The organism is Georgenia satyanarayanai (assembly GCF_023715365.1).
GTDB lineage: Bacteria > Actinomycetota > Actinomycetes > Actinomycetales > Actinomycetaceae > Oceanitalea > Oceanitalea satyanarayanai_B.
This window is the reverse complement of the sequence record NZ_JAMBNZ010000012.1, coordinates 1-15,310: the sequence shown is the minus strand read 5'-3', so window position 1 is coordinate 15,310 and position 15,310 is coordinate 1. Positions and strand designations below refer to the sequence as shown.

Sequence of the window (15,310 nt, the reverse complement as noted above, 5' to 3'; positions counted from 1 at the left end):
GCTCCTCCTTCTGTCTGGCGAGTAGGAGGCACACCTGGGGCGTGCCGTCACATTAGGGAACAGTCTCGTTGCCGAAATGCTTCCCGGCAAGCAAGGCATACCTCACTGTGGCCGGTCCCACCCCCTTCGGCGGGCGCCGGAGCGGCCGCAGTCCGCGGTTAGGCTGGGCCGCGTGCTGACGGACTCCCCCGCCCTCCTCGTCGACGGCCTGCGCAAGCGCTACGGCGACCGGGACGTCGTCTCCGGGCTCAGCATGCGGGCCGCCCGCGGGGAGCTCACCGCCGTCCTCGGGCCCAACGGGGCCGGGAAGACGACGACGATCGAGTGCTGCGAGGGCCTGCGCCGCCCCGACGGCGGACGGGTCGAGGTGCTCGGGCTGGACCGCGCACGCCCGGAGAACGCCGCCGAGCTGCGCCACCGGGTGGGCGTCATGCTCCAGGAGGGCGGGCTGCCCATGGCGCCGCAGGCCGGAACCGTGCTCCGGCACGTCGCGAGCCTGCACGACCGCCCCGACGCCGCCGGCCCGCTCCTCGAGCGGCTCGGGCTGACGAAGGTCGCCCGCACCCGGGTGCGGCACCTGTCCGGCGGCCAACGCCAGCGCCTCGCCCTCGCCTGCGCGATCGTCGGGGAGCCCGAGCTCGTCTTCCTCGACGAGCCGACCGCCGGGCTCGACCCGCAGGCGCGTCTGGCCGTGTGGGACCTCGTGCGCGAGCTGCGCGAGTCGGGCACCTCGATGGTCCTCACCACCCACCTCATGTCGGAGGTGGAGGAGCTGGCCGACCACGTCGTCGTCGTCGACCGCGGTGCCACCGTCGCCGCCGGCCGCCCTGCCGAGCTGCGCGGCGCCCCGCAGGTGCGCGTCACTCCCCCGCCCGGGACGCCACCCGCGACGCTCGCGACGGACCTCGCCGCCGAGCTGGCCGGGCACGCCGGGCTGGAGACGTCCACCGAGCAGGGCGACGTCGTCGTCCGCGGTGGGGGTGTGGACGCGGCCACCCTCGCCGTCGTCGCCCGTGCCCTCGCCGACACCGGCCACGGGACGGCGGAGATCGCTCTCACCCGGCCCACCCTCGAGGACGCCTTCCTCTCCCTCACCGGGCGCGAGCTGCGGGCGGACGCGCTGTGAGCGCGACCAGCCGCCGGGTCCTCGCGCAGACGCGGTTCGAGACCCTTGCCGTCCTGCGCAACGGGGAGCAGCTGCTGCTCACCCTGCTGCTCCCCGCGATCGCGCTCGTCGCCCTTGCGTCCACCGACCTCGTGCCGCTGCCCGGTCCGCGGGCGCACGCCGCGCTGGGCAGCGCCCTGGCGATGGCCGTGGCCTCGTCCTTCACCTCCCAGGCCATCGCCGTCGCCTTCGACCGGCGCTGGGGCGTGCTGCGCATGCTCGCGACGACGCCGCTCGGGCCGCGGGGGCTGCTCGCCGGGAAGCTCGGCGCGGTGCTCGTCGTCCTCGTCGTCCAGACGGTGCTGCTCGGCGCGATCGGGCTGGCGGTGGGCTGGCGGCCCGACGGCCTCGACGTCGTCCAGGTGGCCGGCGCGCTAGCGCTCATGGTGCTGGGGACCGGGGTGTTCGTCACCTTCGCCCTGCTCGTGGGCGGGACACTACGGCCCGAGGCGGTCCTCGCGATCGCCAACTTGCTCTTCGTCCTCATGGTCGTCGGCGGCGGGCTCGTGCTGCCGCTCGACATGCTCCCCGGCGCCGTCGCCACCGTCCTCGCGTTCCTGCCTCCGGGGGCGCTCGGTGAGGCGCTGCGCACCCTGCTCGCCGACGGGACGGTGGACATCGTGGCCCTGGCCGTGCTCGCCGCGTGGGCCGCGCTCGGCGGCGTGCTCGCCACGCGCGCCTTCCGCTGGGACGCCTGAGCTCAGTCCTGCTCGGCGGCGCGGCGCTCGGCGAGACGGGCCTCCTCGGCGCGGACCCGGTTGAGGGTGACGCGCTCCTCGTTGAGCCACGTGGGCGGCTCGTCGAGCAGGACCTTGATCTCGTCCGTGGTGAGCGGCTCCGTGACACCCGCGCGGGCCAGGCCGGAGGTGGACACTCCGAGCCGGCGCGCGACCTCCTGGCGGGGGTGCGGGCCGTTGCGGCGCAGCTCGCGCAGCCACTCCGGCGGGTCCGCCTGGAGCGCGTTGAGCTCGTCGCGGGAGATGTCGCCCTCCTGGAACTCCTGCGGGGTCGCGGAGAGGAGCACCCCGAGCTTGCGAGCGGCGGTCAGGGGCTTGAGCATCTGCGGCTTGGCCATTGCTGGATCGTATCGGCCGATAGTCTCGACCCGCGCCACCCCACCCGTCCCCGAGGAGCAGCCATGGCCGAGCCCTTCCGTGTCGGCTTCGCACCCGGCGTCAGCCCGGGCAAGTGGTTCACCCGGTGGGAGCAGCGGCTTCCCGACTCCCCGCTGGCGCCACGGCTCGTCGAGCCCGAGGACCAGCAGCGGCTCCTCGCCGACGGCGAGATGGACATGTGCTTCGTGCGCCTGCCCCTGGAACGTGACGGGCTCCACCTCATCCCGCTGTACGAGGAGCAGCCGGTGGTCGTGGCCGGCAAGGACCACCCGGTCACCGCCTTCGATGAGGTGGACGTCGCCGACCTCGCCGCCGAGCACCTCCTCCAGGCCGCCGACGCGTGCCCCGAGTGGGCCGCCGTCGCCGACGAGGTGCGTGAGGGGCGCCGGGTGGAGCCGCCGCCCATGACGGTCGCTCAGGCGGTGGAGGTGGCCGCGAGCGGGGCGGGGATCCTCGTCCTGCCGATGTCCGTGGCGCGGCTGCACCAGCGCAAGGACGTGCGTGCCGTCCCGGTGACGGGTGTGGCGACCACGCAGGTGGGCCTCGCCTGGCGGGTGGAGAACGAGGATCCGCGGGTGGAGACCTTCGTCGGCATCGTCCGGGGACGCACCGAGCGCAGCTCGCGACAGCCCGACGCCGGGCCGGCCGACAGCGGTGCCCGCCCGGAGGCCAAGCACCCCGGCCCGGGGCGTGGCCGCGCGGCCGGTGGCGGCCGCCGTCGGGGCGGGGCCGGGCCGCGAAAGGGCCGTCCGGGCCGCTGAGCTCTCGTCGCTCGGCGACGCTGCCGCGCGCGCAGGCCGTGACCTGCACCGAAGTCCGCGACACGTCACCGACACGCCGGGACACGCAGGGCGGACTGCTCCGCAGCGTTTGCGGTGTGCTCCAGCGCTGCCGCGTACTCCTGAGCCGCCTCCGCGCCGCGCACCTCCGGCACCGCCACCGCCCGCCCGGTTGAGCGCCACGACCGGCGTCGGGCTCAGGGCGAGGAGCTGGTTCCGCGTCATGGTGTGCCCCGGGCTCAGCGGATCCGGACGGAGCGGTCGAACCAGGTGAGGACCTTCTCCGAGCCAAAGGGCCACAGCCGCTCCACGGCCCCGGCGGGCTGCGTGGCGAAACTCGGCAGGCCGGGCACCGCCAGCCCCGCGGACACGGTGCGCACGGGGGCGTCCTCGCCGAGGCCCGCGAGCCGGCGGGCGGCGGCGACACCGTCGTGGAGATCCCCGAGCTCGTCGACGAGGCCGATGCCGGCGGCGTCGTGCCCGCTCCAGATCCGGCCGCGGCCGATCTCGTTCACGCGCTCGTGGCTGAGGCTGCGGCCGCCGGCCACGCGGTCGACGAAGCGGGCGTAGACCTCCTCCATCATCTTCTCCGCCCACGCGCGCTGCTCGGCGGTGAAGGGCCGGTGCGGGCTGGCGAACAGCGCGGCCTCCCGCCCGACGGTTTGCGGGTTGAGACCCTGGCGCTCGTCGAGCTCGGCGAGGACCGGCTTGCCGACGACGACGCCGATGCTCCCGGTGATCGTGTACGGGCCGGCAATGACGTGGTCGGCATGGGTGAGGACGTAGTAACCGCCGGATGCGGCGACCTCGCCCATGACGGCAACGACGGGCTTCGTGCAGCGGGCGACGGCGCGGCCAATGACGTCGGAGGCCAGCGCGGAGCCGCCCGGGGAGTCGACCCACAGGACGATGGCCTTGACGTGCTCGTCGCGCTCGGCCCGGCGCAGGGCGGTGACGACGGTCTCCGAGCCGGCCGTGGGCCCCGGCCCGATCGGCAGCGGCGGCGTGCTCCGCGACCGGCCCGAGACGATGGCGCCGACGACGGGCACGACCGCCACGGCGTCGGCCTTCCTCGCGCCCTTGCGGGCGGAGAGGTCCGGCAGAAGCAGCTCGAGGGCACGCGGCCAGTGCTGGTCGACGACGGTGACGATCTCGTCGTCGTAGGCGATGCGGCTGACGAGCCCCGCGGCGAGCAGCTCCCCCGCGTTCGTGAACCCGGCGCCGAGGACCGACGCGGCGTCCGGGCCGCCGGCCACGGCGGCGAGCCAGGTGCGTTCGGCGGAGTCGAGGTAGGCGGTGAGCTGCTCGCGCTCGTACTCGTCCATGCGGTCCTCGGAGAAGGCCGTGAGCGCGGACTTGTACTCGCGGATGCGCAGGTTCTCGAACGTGATGCCGTGCTTGGCGAGGAAGGCCCCGAGGAAGACCTGCTCGGCCGCGAAGCCCGGCAGCGTGACCTCGGCGGACTCCGGGACGACCACCTCGCTCGCCTGCGCCATGACGAGCAGGGTGCGCATCGACACCTGTGGCACGTAGCCGACCACGCGCTTGTGGGCGGCCAGCCGGCCCAGCGCGGCCGCGAGTGCGTGCGCCGTGCTCAGCCCGACCTGCAGCTCCCCGACGCGCACGAGGACACCGGTGAGCCAGTCGACCTTGGCGAGCTTGTCGAGCCGCTCGGTGAGCGCCTCGAAGGTGTCGTCGCGCTGGAGGAGCGCCGCGGCCGCGCCCGCCGGCGCGTGCGTGGGGTAGCTGCCGTGGAGGTCGAGGACCATCCAGTCGGGGGCGCTGCCCGCCGCGCGGGTGCGGCTGACGGCGAACCGGAGCTTCTCTGGGATCAAGGCCATGAGGCACCCTAACCGGGGCCTGTGACAGCCGTCACCGACGGGTGTGGGCGGGCACCGGCGTACCGGTGCCCGCCCGGGGGGTTCAGACCTCGGCGGGAGCCATGCTCTGAAGCATCGCGCCCATCTTCTTCGTGACCATCTCCGTGGTGCGGCGCGGCATGAGCCGAGAGAGGAGGTCGATCATCCGGGCGTCGCTGCCGACCGTGGCGCGGTAGGAGCCCTTCTCGACGGCGGCGATGATCTGGCGGGCCGCCTCCTGCGCCGTCGTCGTCCTCATCTTCGTGTCGCCCGCCTCGGGGTCGCGCTTCACGCCCACGCCGGAGTTCGCGCTGATGTTCGTCGCGATCGCCCCGGGGAAGACCACCGTGACGGCCACCGGAGTGTCGAGCAGCTCGGCGTACAGGCCCTCGGTGAAGAGCTTGACGGCGGCCTTGCTCGCGCCGTACACGGACTGGCCGGGGACCGGTGAGAGGCCGCCCATGCTGCCGACGTTGACGATGCTCGCGGCGGGCCGCTCGAGCAGGTGGGGCAGGAACGCCTTGCACATGTGCACCACGCCCCAGTAGTTCACCGCCATGACCTTCTCGACCTCCTCGTAGGAGAGGTCGTTGACCGGGACGAAGCGCTGAATGATGCCGGCGACGTTGAGGACGCCGTCCACCTGCCCGTGGGCGGCGATGACGGCCTCGGGCAGCGCCTCGACGGCGTCCCGGTCGGCGAGGTCGACGACGTGGGTGGAGAAGAGCCCGGCGTTGCCCGCGAGCGCCGCGGTCTCGGCGAGGGCGCCCTCGCTGACGTCGACGGCGGCCACTCCCGCGCCCCGGGCCAGCAGGTCCAGGACGACGGCGCGACCGATGCCGTTCCCGCCCCCGGTGACGACGAACACCTTGCCGGCGATGTCCATGTGCTCCAGCTCCTCGTGTCGCGGCCCGCGCGGGGCCCCTCGGCTGCCGGTGTCTCCCGGCTGACCTCATCGTGCCGGGGTGAATTGCCCGGAACGCGGGCCCATGGTCCTGCCCCTCTGGCCGCCGCCAATTCGCAGGACAGCACCGGCCCGGGTGGGGCAGGCTCGAGCGGGTGGAGACCGCACGGATCGTCCTCGCCGCCCTCACCTGCGTCCTGCTGCTCGTCGCCGCGCTGAGCAAGGTGACCGAGCAGCAGTCGATGCGCGACATGGCGGCGCACCTCGGTGTCCCGTGGCCGCGCTACCGGGCCATCGGGTTCCTGGAGCTGGCGGCGGTGGCCGGGATCGTCGCCGGGCTGTGGTGGACGTGGCTCGGGGTCGCCGCGGGTGCCGGCGTGGTGCTGCTCATGGTGGGCGCCGTCGTCGTCCACGCCCGCGCGAAGGACGCACCGGCGGACATGGTGCCCGCGCTCGCCCTGCTCGTCCTCGCCGCCGGCTACACGCTCACCAGCCTGCGGTAGGGGCTACGCGTTCTGCCACAGGCCGACGACGTTGCCCTCGGAGTCCTTGAAGTAGGCCGCGAAGCCCATGTCGCCGACCGGCGTGCGGCCCTCGAGGACCTCACCGCCGTGGGACTCCACCCGGGAGAGGTCGGCGTCGATGTCGGTGCTGTCGAGGACGATGACGGTGGCGGTGTTCGACCCGGCCCGGGCGGTCATGCCGCCGCCGATGTAGCCCGGCTCGCTCGCCATGCCGTCCTGCCCCGCCGGGCCGGTCTGCACACCGACGTAGTCGAGCTCGGGCATCTCCTCCACCTGCCAGTGGAAGACGTCGCTGTAGAAGCGCTTGGCACGGTCCCTGTCCTCGAAGGGGATCTCGAAGTGGACCACTCGACCAGTCATGGGAACCTCCGCGTCCGAAGGCCGGCGGCAGCGCCGGCGCTGACCCTCCGATCGTAGGACTCGGCGGGCCCGCTGCACAGACCCCACCGAACCGCCGACGCGACCGGCCCCGCACGGGGACACTGCTCGCATGGCAGCGGAGCTGGTGCTGGGCCCGATGGTCCGCCGCGTCGAGGGGACGACAGCGGCGGTGTGGGTGGAGACCGCCCGCGCCGCCACGGTCACCGTCCGCCTCCCCGACGACGGCGGTGCCTGGTCCGCCGACACCTTCGCCGTCCACGGGCACCACTACGCGCTCGTCGAGGTGACCGGCCTGCCGCGCGGTGACCGGGTGCCGTACGAGGTGCTCGTCGACGACGACGTGTGCTGGCCGGCTCCGGACGCCGCCTTCCCCGCGAGCACGCTGGGGGCGACGGCGGACGACGCGCCGGTGCGGCTGGCCTTCGGATCGTGCCGCACGAGCGTCCCCCACGACGACGTCCACCACCTCACCCACGGCGTCGACGCCCTGCGCAGCTACGCGCTGGCGCTGGCCGACGGCGAGGCGGGGCAGGCGCCGAACCTCCTCCTGCTCCTCGGTGACCAGGTCTACGCCGACGCGACGTCCGCCGAGATGCGCGAGTTCATCGAGGCGCGGCGGGACATCTCCGCAGAGCCGGGCGACGAGCTCGCCGACTTCGAGGAGTACGCCCACCTCTACCGCCTGGCCTGGGACGAGCCCGCCCTACGCTGGTTGCTGTCGTGGCTGCCGACCCTCATGATCTTCGACGACCACGACGTGCGCGACGACTGGAACACCTCCCTCACCTGGCGCCGGCAGATGGAGGCGACGAGCTGGTGGCACGGGCGCATCGTCGCCGCCCTCGCCTCCTACTGGGTCTACCAGCACCTCGGGAACATGTCCGCGGCCGAGCGGGCCGCGGACCCGCTGTGGGCGGAGCTGCGGCGCCGTCAGGAGGCGGCACCCGATGCCGAGGCCGACCTCACCGACGCCGTCGACGCCTTCGCCGAGCGGGCCGACCAGGAGCCGGAGAGCTACCGGTGGAGCTACACCCACCCGCTGGGCCGCTCGCGGCTGGTGGTCGTCGACTCACGCGCGGCGCGGGAGCTGGCGCCGGCCCGCCGGTCCATGCTCGACGACGCCGAGACGGCCTGGCTTGACGAGCAGCTGACCGGCGACGTCGAGCACCTCCTCGTGGCGACCTCGCTGCCCTTCCTCCTGCCGATGGGTCTGCACCGCGTGGAGGCGTTGGACGAGGCCCTCGCCGAGGGGCGGTTCGGGCACCACCTGGCCAGAGCCGGGGAGTGGCTGCGCCAGGAGCTCGACCTCGAGCACTGGGGCGCCTTCAGCCGGTCCTTCACCGCCGTGGCGCAGATGGTCACCGAGGTCGCCGACGGACGGCGCGGCGCGGCGCCGTCGTCGGTGCTCTTCCTCTCCGGTGACGTCCACTTCTCCTACATCACCGAGGTGGACCGCGAGTCCGGCTCCCGGATGCTCCAGCTCGTGTGCTCCCCCATCCGCAACCCGCTCCCCCGGGCGCTGCGCGCCTTCGCGGCGCTCGGTTCCCACGGGGCCCGCCCGCTGGGTGCGCTGCTCTCCCGGCTGGCGCGGCTGCCCGAGCCGCCGTGGCGCTGGCACGGGATCGCCGGGCCGTGGTTCGACAACAACCTCGCCGTGCTCGAGATCGACGGCGAGCAGCTGCGGACCACCTGGCTGGGTGGGCGGGTGGTCGGCGCGCCGGAGGGCCAGCCCGACCTGGTCGCCGTCGCCGACCTCGAGCTCGACGTGCCGCCCGCCGGGAGCGCACGCCGTCGGCCGCTCGCCCGGGTGCACCGCGACGGGCGGCGCGGGCTGCTGGCCCGGCTGCGGCGGCGCACCGGCCGCCGTCGCTGAGCCCTAGGGGCGCGGCCGGGGCACGAGGCGCTGGAGCTGGGTGACGTGCTGCGGGCCGAGCTCCTCGAGGGTGGTGACCTCGAGGAGCTTCATCGTGCGGCGGACCTGGTCGGCGAGGATGGCGATCGCGCGGTCCACGCCCTGCCGGCCCCCGGCCATGAGCCCGTAGAGGTAGGCACGGCCGATGAAGGTGAAGCGGGCGCCGAGGGCGACGCTCGCGACGACGTCGGCGCCGTTCATGATGCCGGTGTCGAGGGTGACCTCGAGGTCGCTGCCGACCTCGCGCACCACCTCGGGCAGGAGGTGGAAGGGGATCGGCGCGCGGTCGAGCTGACGGCCGCCGTGGTTGGACAGGACGATGCCGTCCACGCCGAGGTCGGCGAGCCGCTTCGCGTCGGCCACCGTCTGGACGCCCTTGACGACGATCGTGCCCGGCCACATGGCCCGGATGGTCGCAAGGTCCTCGTCGTCGATCGAGGGGTCCATCGCTGAGTCGAGCAGCTCCCCCACCGTCCCCCCGGTGGAGGACAGGGAGGCGAACTCGAGCTTGGGCGTGGTGAGGAAGTCGACCCACCACCACGGCCGCGGCACGGCGTTGGCCACGGTGCGCACGGTGAGCTGGGGCGGGATGGAGAAGCCGTTTCGCGTGTCACGCAGCCGCGCCCCGGCCACCGGGGTGTCGACCGTGAAGAACAGGGTGTCGAAGCCGGCCGCCGCGGCCCGCTCGACGAGGCCGTAGGAGATCTCGCGCTGCTTCATCACATACAGCTGGAACCAGTTGCGCCCGTGGGGGTTGGCGGCCCTCACGTCCTCGATGGACGTCGTGCCGAGGGTCGAGAGGGTGAAGGGGATGCCCGCCGCCCCGGCGGCCGCGGCCCCGGCGCTCTCGCCCTGGGTGTGCATGAGCCGGGTGAAGCCGGTGGGCGCGATCCCGAAGGGCAGGGCCGAGGGCCCACCGAAGACGCTCGTGCTCGTGTCCACCCGCGAGACGTCGCGCAGGATCGAGGGGTGGAACTCGATGTCCTGGAAGGCCTGCCGTGCCCGGCGCAGGGACAGCTCCCCCTCCGCAGCGCCGTCGGTGTAGTCGAAGGCCGCAGCGGGAGTGCGGCGCTTGGCGATCGCGCGGAGGTCCTCGATGGTGAGCGCCGCGTCCAGGCGCCGCTTGCGGGCGTCGAGGCTGGGCCGCTTGAACTGGACCAGCTCGAGGATCTCCCGCGGGTTGGGGACCTGCCGCCTGACCATGGACCGACCTCCTCGACGTGGCTGCGTGTCCGACCCTACGGGGCGGCGGCCACACCGGCTCCTGCAGCTCGAACGGCGACTGCCGTCGCTACGGTCGGTACCATGCCTCAGCACACCTTCCGCCGCATGCTCCTCGCCGGGCGTGACGCCGCCGCGCTCGCCGCGGACCTCACCTCCGCCCTTCCGGCACTCGAGACCCGCACCGTCCCGCACGGGCCCCTCTGCCCCGAGGACGCCGCCTGGGCCGACAGCTACACCGGCTTCACCGTGCCGCCGAACCTCGCCGACTCCGGCGTGCGCTGGGTCCACCTGCCGATGGCGGGTGTCGACCGTGTGGTGGAGGAGCTGCGGGGCACGGACGTCGTCCTGACGCGGACGGTCGGCGGCATGCCGGAGGCGATCGGCAGCTACGTCCTGGCCCATCTGCTCGCCGACGCGTGGCACCTGCGTGCGTACGCCGCCCAGCAGGAGCGGGCGCAGTGGGTGCCGCTCGAGCCGGTCCGCACCCGGGGTGCCGCCGTCGTCGTCCTCGGCACCGGTGAGATCGGTGCCGGCGTCGCCCGGGTGGTGCGCGCCGCCGGGTACCGGACCGTCGGCGTCAACACGCGCGGCACGGTGACGGACCCCTTCGACGACGTCGCCGCCCTGGCCGACGCCGCCCCGTACCTCGCGTCGTGCGCGGCGCTCGTCAACGCCCTCCCGCTCACCGAGGGCACCCGCGGTCTGCTCGACGCGAGCGTGCTCGACCAGCTCGACGGCGCCGTCGTCGTCAACGTCGGTCGTGGCGCGACCCTCGTGGCGGACGACCTGCGGGCCGCCCTCGACGCCGGCACGGTGCGCCGCGCCGTGCTCGACGTCCACGAGGCGGAGCCGCTCCCGGCCGACGACTGGCGCTGGACCCACCCGGCGGTCACCGTGACGCCGCACGTGTCGGGGCCGACGTTGCCCGAGGACGTGGTCGAGGCGCTCATGGCGGCACACGGCGCGCTGGCCGACGGTCGCCGGCCCCCGCACGTCGTTGACCTCGACCGGGGCTACTGAGCGCCGCTCACAGGTCCTTCTCTGCCAGCTCGCGGAACTCCTCAGGCACGCCGGCGACGCAGCCCATGGCGGCGGGCAGGTAGCCGACGGCGGAGCGGCCGAAGCGTTCCCGGGCGGCGTCGACCGAGCGGTCCAGCGCCCAGCGCGCGGCCCCGGTCTCCGACCCCGGGCGCCACGGGTCGGGCGGCGGGAGCGGCAGCTCGAGCTGGATGGCGGCCTGCGACGTCAGCTTCGACACCGAGATGCCGAGCAGCGTGATCTCCGGCCGCTCGCTCTCCTCCTCGTCGATCGCCTGCCACACGAGGCGCTCGGCGACTTCCGTGAGGGTGAGCGTCGCCGAGATCGGGCCCGGGAGCGTGAGGGCGCGGGTGACCGAGCGCATGGCGAGGAAGCGCACCCGCACCGTGACGGTGCGTCCGGCGCGGTCCTTGGCGCGCAGCCGGCCGGCCACCCGCTCGGCGAGGTGGCTGAGCACCTCCCGGACGAGCTCGGGCGTGGCCGTGCGGCGGCCTACGGCGGACTGCGCGCCGACGGAGCGCGCGCGGGTGGAGGTGCTCACCCGGCGCGGGTCCTCGTTGTGGGCGAGGCTGTGCAGCGTCCCGCCCGCCGCGCGTCCGAGGTAGCGCTCCATCGCCGAGCGCTCGGTCCGGGCGAGGTCACCGATGGTGTGGATCCCGCGGTCCGCGAGGCGCTGCTTCGTCACCGGCCCGACACCCCAGATGAGGCCGACCGGCAGCGGGTCGAGGAAGTCGCGCTCGTCGTCGGGCTCGACGACGACGAGCCCGTCCGGCTTGGCCACCTGCGAGGCGATCTTCGCCAGGTGCTTGGTGCGAGCCGCGCCCACCGAGATGGGCAGGCCGACCTCGGTGCGGACCCGCTCGCGGAGCAGCGCCGCGATGGCGGCGGGCGGGCCGAAGAGGTGCGTCGAGCCCGAGACGTCGAGGAAGGCCTCGTCGATGGAGATGCGCTGGACGAGGGGCGTGACGTCGCCGAGGATCGCCATGACGTCGTCGGCGATGGCCTGGTAGCGGTGGAAGGAGCCGCGTACGAAGGTGAGGCCGGGGCACAGCTGCGCCGCCTTCCACCCGGCCATGCCGCCCTGGACGCCGTGCGCCTTGGCCTCGTAGGAGGCGGAGAGGACGACACCCCCGCGGTCGCTGCCGCCCACGGCGATCGGCCGCCCCCGCAGCGCGGGCTGGAGCAGCTGCTCGACCGAGGCGTAAAACGCGTCAAGGTCGGCATGGAGGACGGTCGGTCCGGTCGTGGACACTGGACCAGCATACTCGAACGTGCGTTCGATTCCCAGCAGTTCACGGGAAGTGCCGCGAACGGTCGCTCCGTCGTCTGCGCGGCCAGGCGTGTCTCCTGCCGTTCTGGCTACGCGGCTGCGCCGCCACCCGGTCAGACCCGCGGCGGCCCTCGACGGATGTACGCGAGCATGTTCTCCGGCAGCGACTCTTCCCCTTCCCAGCGCGACTCGATCCACCAGGTTGCCCCGGCGTCGGCGAGGTCGCGGACACGGGCCGCAGCCGCCGCATCGCCCTCGTGGAGCACGCCCTCGACGACGACGTCGAAGCCCGCTCCCCCGTCCTCGCGCCTCTCGGCCGCAAGCGCCCGGATGTCGGCGACCATCTGCGGGGTCACCGGCTCCCCGGGTCCGCCCATGGGCTGCGGGAGGACACCGTCCCAGCGTAGGGCCCGGTCCATCGACCGCCGCGAGGGCCACGCGCCCACCACCCAGACCGGGACCCGGGGCCGCTGCACCGGCGTCGGCCGGAAGACGAGGTCCTCCACCCGGTGGTGCGTGCCCGTGTAGCTGAAGGGCTCCCCGCGCCAGGCCAGGTCGAGGATGGCGAGCAAGTCGTCGAGCAGCTCGGCGCGGGTGCGCCGCTCGGTGGGTGCGCCGGAGACGCGGCTGAACCCGCCGTCGTCGGCGGCGCCGAGCCCCACCGGCATGACGAGACGTCCGCCGGAGAGGTGGTCCACGGTGATCGCCTCCCGCGCGACCTTCCACGGGTGGCGGCGGGCGAGGGCGAAGACCATCGCGCCGAGCCGGATCCTCGTCGTCGAGACGGCCACCGCCCCGAGCAGCGCCCACGGGTCGAAGGTGTCCATGGTCCCGACGCTGATGCCGTCCCACGTGAAGAAGCCGTCCCAGCCGGCCTCCTCGGCGGCCACCGCCATCTCCCGGACCTGCTCGACGGAACCGAAGGACGCGACGACGCCGTACCTCATGGTCCGACGGTACTCGCGCGGGTCTGGCCAGAACAGGGCCGGCGGAGGATCATGGGCCCATGGGACGCATCGTCGCGCTGCCCGCGCGGGGCGAGGTCGTCGCGGACGTCCGCGGCGGCGGTCGCGCGCTGCGCGTGTCCTGGCACCACGACGACGGCGTGGCCGTCCTCTCGCTGTGGCACGACCACCTGTGCACCGGCACCGTCCGGGTGGCCGCGGAGGACGTCCCGGCCCTGGTCGCCGCTCTCACCGAGGGCCTGGCCGACGGGTACGCGAGAAGCGCGGTCCGGGCGAGCCCCGGCGGCTGAGTGTCGGCGCGTCCTGGCACAGTGGGGCGCGTGACCGCACTGCTCAGGATCGAGCTCGACCTCGAGGCCTCCGTCGACGAGGCCGCCTGGCCGGATTCCGTGCCCGCCGTCGCCCACCTGCTCGAGCACGGGCTGGAGATCCCGCCCGGGGTCACCTTCCTCGTCGGGGAGAACGGGGCGGGGAAGTCGACGATCGTCGAGGCGGTCGCCGAGGCGCTCGGCATCCCGGCCGACGGCGGGTCTACCGACCACGTCGGGGGCGCCGCGCGGGGGCGTGCCAGTGACCGCTCCGACCTCGGCGGCCGCCTGCGGCCCGTGTGGCGTGACCGCGCCGCCTGGCGCCGGGGCTTCTTCCTCCGCGCGGAGACGATGCACCGCTTCGTCAGCTACCTCGAGGACGTCTCCGCGCCGGTGGACGGTCCAGCGTCCACCCACCAGCTCCACCAGCTGAGCCACGGGGAGTCCTTCGTCGAGATGCTCACCGGCTCCTGGGTCCGCACGGCCGGCGTCGTCCTCCTCGACGAGCCGGAGTCAGCGCTGTCCTTCACGACGTCCCTCGCGCTCCTCGACGTCCTCGTCCAGCTCGCCGCGGCCGAGCGGCACGTGCTGTGTGCCACCCACTCCCCGATCCTCACCGCCCTGCCCGGCGCCCGCGTCCTCCAGCTCGACGACTCAGGCATCACGCCGGTCGCCTGGGAGGACCTGGAGGTCGTGCGGCACTGGCGTGCCTTCCTCGACTCCCCCGGGCGCTACCTGCGCCACCTCACGGGCTAGAGCGGCTCAGCGCACGTGCGGGTCATCGGGGTGCTCGGGCGCCTCGACGCCGGGCACGACGGCGACGGTCACCTTCGCGCGGGACAGCACGCCCTGGCTCACCGAGCCGAGCATGAGGCCGGTGAAGCCGCCCAGGCCGCGGCTGGCGACGACGAGCAGGCTCGCGTCGGCGGCCTCCTCGACGAGTGCGACCTCAGGGTGGCGGCGCACGACCTGCAGCTGGATGTCCACGGCCGGGTGCTGGGCCGCGACCTCCTCGACGGCCCGTCGTGCTGCCTCGGTGGCCTGGCTCGACCTGTCGACGAGGTCGGCGTACCAGCCGCCCGGGGGCGCGCCCATCGGCATCTCGACGTACTCGGCCCGCACCGCCCGCACGGGCGCACCCGTCGCGGCGGCGTGCTCGACGGCGAAGCGCAGCGCCCTCGCCGCGGCCGGGGAGCCGTCGACGCCGACGACGACGGGCCCGCGCTCGCCGGTCCCGCGGACGACGACCACGGGGCAGCCGGCGTACATCGCCACCTGCTGCGACACCGACCCGACGAGCAGGCCGGTGACGCGGCCGTGCCCCCGCGCACCGAGGACGACCATGGCGGCCTCGCGCGAGGCCTTGATGAGCTCCGGCGCCGCTCGGCCCACGCGCACCTCGGTGGTGACGGTGAGGCCGGGGAACGCCTCGCGGGCCGGGCGCGCCGCCCGCTCACAGACCTCGCCGCCGATCTCGAGCGGGTCGGCGGCCTCGAGGACCGCGACGTACCCGCCGACGGCGTGGAGGTGGACGAACGCGTGGACGACGTGGAGCGAGGTCCCCCTGCGGTCCGCCTCGGCCGCCGCCCACAGGACGGCGGCGTCGGCGAGTGCCGAGCCGTCGACCCCCACGACGATCGGGCGAGTGGTGTCGGATGAACTGGTCATGGTCATCGCCTCCCACCTCCTTGGTACCGCGCCGGGCGAGGGAAGAGCAGGGACCTTCGGCCCGGAGTCGGCTAGGAGACTGCTGAACAAGACGCTCTTTTGGCTCGCGAGGTGAGCCGGGACGGGCGGGTCGCCATCAATATGGCCGTCGTAGCGGCTTTGGTAGGTCACAGCGCGTGGCTGGACAACGAGGTCGAC

The 15,310-nt window shown here is 74.2% G+C and carries 16 protein-coding genes; 8 read left to right on the top strand and 8 right to left on the bottom strand.

Features of this window, described 5'->3' with window-relative positions:
- The first annotated feature begins 172 nt into the window (after positions 1-172).
- Together M3148_RS13630 and M3148_RS13625 are read left to right on the top strand one after the other, a co-directional pair.
- Positions 173-1,126, top strand: coding sequence for an ABC transporter ATP-binding protein (locus M3148_RS13630; RefSeq protein WP_308203251.1), 954 nt, complete (start codon positions 173-175; stop codon positions 1,124-1,126).
- On the top strand, positions 1,123-1,863 hold the full coding sequence (locus M3148_RS13625; RefSeq protein ID WP_251305255.1) for an ABC transporter permease: 741 nt from the start codon (positions 1,123-1,125) through the stop codon (positions 1,861-1,863). The genes M3148_RS13630 and M3148_RS13625 overlap by 4 nt, the downstream gene beginning before the upstream one ends.
- A gap of 2 nt (positions 1,864-1,865) precedes the next feature.
- Here M3148_RS13625 and M3148_RS13620 read toward each other — a convergent pair whose 3' ends face one another.
- Entirely contained in the window at positions 1,866-2,240 is a 375-nt protein-coding gene (locus M3148_RS13620) for a DUF5997 family protein (protein ID WP_251305254.1), read from the bottom strand.
- Positions 2,241-2,303: 63 nt separating this feature from the next.
- Between M3148_RS13620 and M3148_RS13615 the strand changes: the two genes are divergently transcribed.
- Positions 2,304-3,041, top strand: a complete 738-nt coding sequence (locus M3148_RS13615) for a LysR family transcriptional regulator substrate-binding protein (protein WP_251305253.1) — start codon at positions 2,304-2,306, stop codon at positions 3,039-3,041.
- A gap of 257 nt (positions 3,042-3,298) precedes the next feature.
- On the opposite strand, the gene sppA is transcribed toward M3148_RS13615, so the two are convergent.
- Positions 3,299-4,900 carry a signal peptide peptidase SppA gene (gene sppA, locus M3148_RS13610; protein WP_251305252.1) on the bottom strand — a complete coding sequence of 534 codons (1,602 nt, stop codon included), beginning with the start codon at positions 4,898-4,900 and terminating at the stop codon, positions 3,299-3,301.
- Between the two features lie 82 nt (positions 4,901-4,982).
- Positions 4,983-5,804, bottom strand: coding sequence for an SDR family NAD(P)-dependent oxidoreductase (locus M3148_RS13605; protein ID WP_251305251.1), 822 nt, complete (start codon positions 5,802-5,804; stop codon positions 4,983-4,985).
- 173 nt (positions 5,805-5,977) lie between these two features.
- On the opposite strand from M3148_RS13605, the gene M3148_RS13600 reads away from it, so the two are divergent.
- Positions 5,978-6,325, top strand: coding sequence for a DoxX family protein (locus tag M3148_RS13600; RefSeq protein ID WP_251305250.1), 348 nt, complete (start codon positions 5,978-5,980; stop codon positions 6,323-6,325).
- Between the two features lie 3 nt (positions 6,326-6,328).
- On the opposite strand, the gene M3148_RS13595 is transcribed toward M3148_RS13600, so the two are convergent.
- A complete protein-coding gene (locus M3148_RS13595; protein ID WP_251305249.1) occupies positions 6,329-6,706 on the bottom strand; it encodes a VOC family protein in 378 nt (125 codons plus the stop codon).
- 130 nt (positions 6,707-6,836) lie between these two features.
- On the opposite strand from M3148_RS13595, the gene M3148_RS13590 reads away from it, so the two are divergent.
- Complete coding sequence (locus tag M3148_RS13590; protein ID WP_251305248.1) at positions 6,837-8,600, top strand: alkaline phosphatase D family protein; 1,764 nt, start codon at positions 6,837-6,839, stop codon at positions 8,598-8,600.
- Between the two features lie 3 nt (positions 8,601-8,603).
- On the opposite strand, the gene M3148_RS13585 is transcribed toward M3148_RS13590, so the two are convergent.
- A complete protein-coding gene (locus M3148_RS13585; RefSeq protein WP_251305247.1) occupies positions 8,604-9,842 on the bottom strand; it encodes an alpha-hydroxy acid oxidase in 1,239 nt (412 codons plus the stop codon).
- Between the two features lie 102 nt (positions 9,843-9,944).
- Between M3148_RS13585 and M3148_RS13580 the strand changes: the two genes are divergently transcribed.
- Complete coding sequence (locus M3148_RS13580; RefSeq protein ID WP_251305246.1) at positions 9,945-10,883, top strand: NAD(P)-dependent oxidoreductase; 939 nt, start codon at positions 9,945-9,947, stop codon at positions 10,881-10,883.
- A gap of 7 nt (positions 10,884-10,890) precedes the next feature.
- On the opposite strand, the gene dinB is transcribed toward M3148_RS13580, so the two are convergent.
- The gene (gene dinB / locus M3148_RS13575; protein ID WP_251305245.1) at positions 10,891-12,153 is read right to left on the bottom strand and encodes a DNA polymerase IV; all 1,263 of its coding nucleotides are present in this window, start codon (positions 12,151-12,153) and stop codon (positions 10,891-10,893) included.
- A gap of 131 nt (positions 12,154-12,284) precedes the next feature.
- Positions 12,285-13,118 (bottom strand): LLM class flavin-dependent oxidoreductase, encoded by an 834-nt coding sequence (locus M3148_RS13570; RefSeq protein ID WP_251305244.1) that lies wholly within the window; start codon positions 13,116-13,118, stop codon positions 12,285-12,287.
- A 59-nt stretch (positions 13,119-13,177) separates the two neighbouring features.
- Between M3148_RS13570 and M3148_RS13565 the strand changes: the two genes are divergently transcribed.
- Together M3148_RS13565 and M3148_RS13560 are read left to right on the top strand one after the other, a co-directional pair.
- Positions 13,178-13,426 carry a hypothetical protein gene (locus M3148_RS13565; protein ID WP_251305243.1) on the top strand — a complete coding sequence of 83 codons (249 nt, stop codon included), beginning with the start codon at positions 13,178-13,180 and terminating at the stop codon, positions 13,424-13,426.
- A gap of 30 nt (positions 13,427-13,456) precedes the next feature.
- A complete protein-coding gene (locus M3148_RS13560) occupies positions 13,457-14,200 on the top strand; it encodes an ATP-binding cassette domain-containing protein (RefSeq protein ID WP_251305242.1) in 744 nt (247 codons plus the stop codon).
- Between the two features lie 6 nt (positions 14,201-14,206).
- Here the strand turns inward: M3148_RS13560 and M3148_RS13555 are convergent, their stop codons facing one another.
- A complete protein-coding gene (locus tag M3148_RS13555; protein ID WP_251305241.1) occupies positions 14,207-15,112 on the bottom strand; it encodes a universal stress protein in 906 nt (301 codons plus the stop codon).
- Between the last annotated feature and the right edge of the window lie 198 nt (positions 15,113-15,310).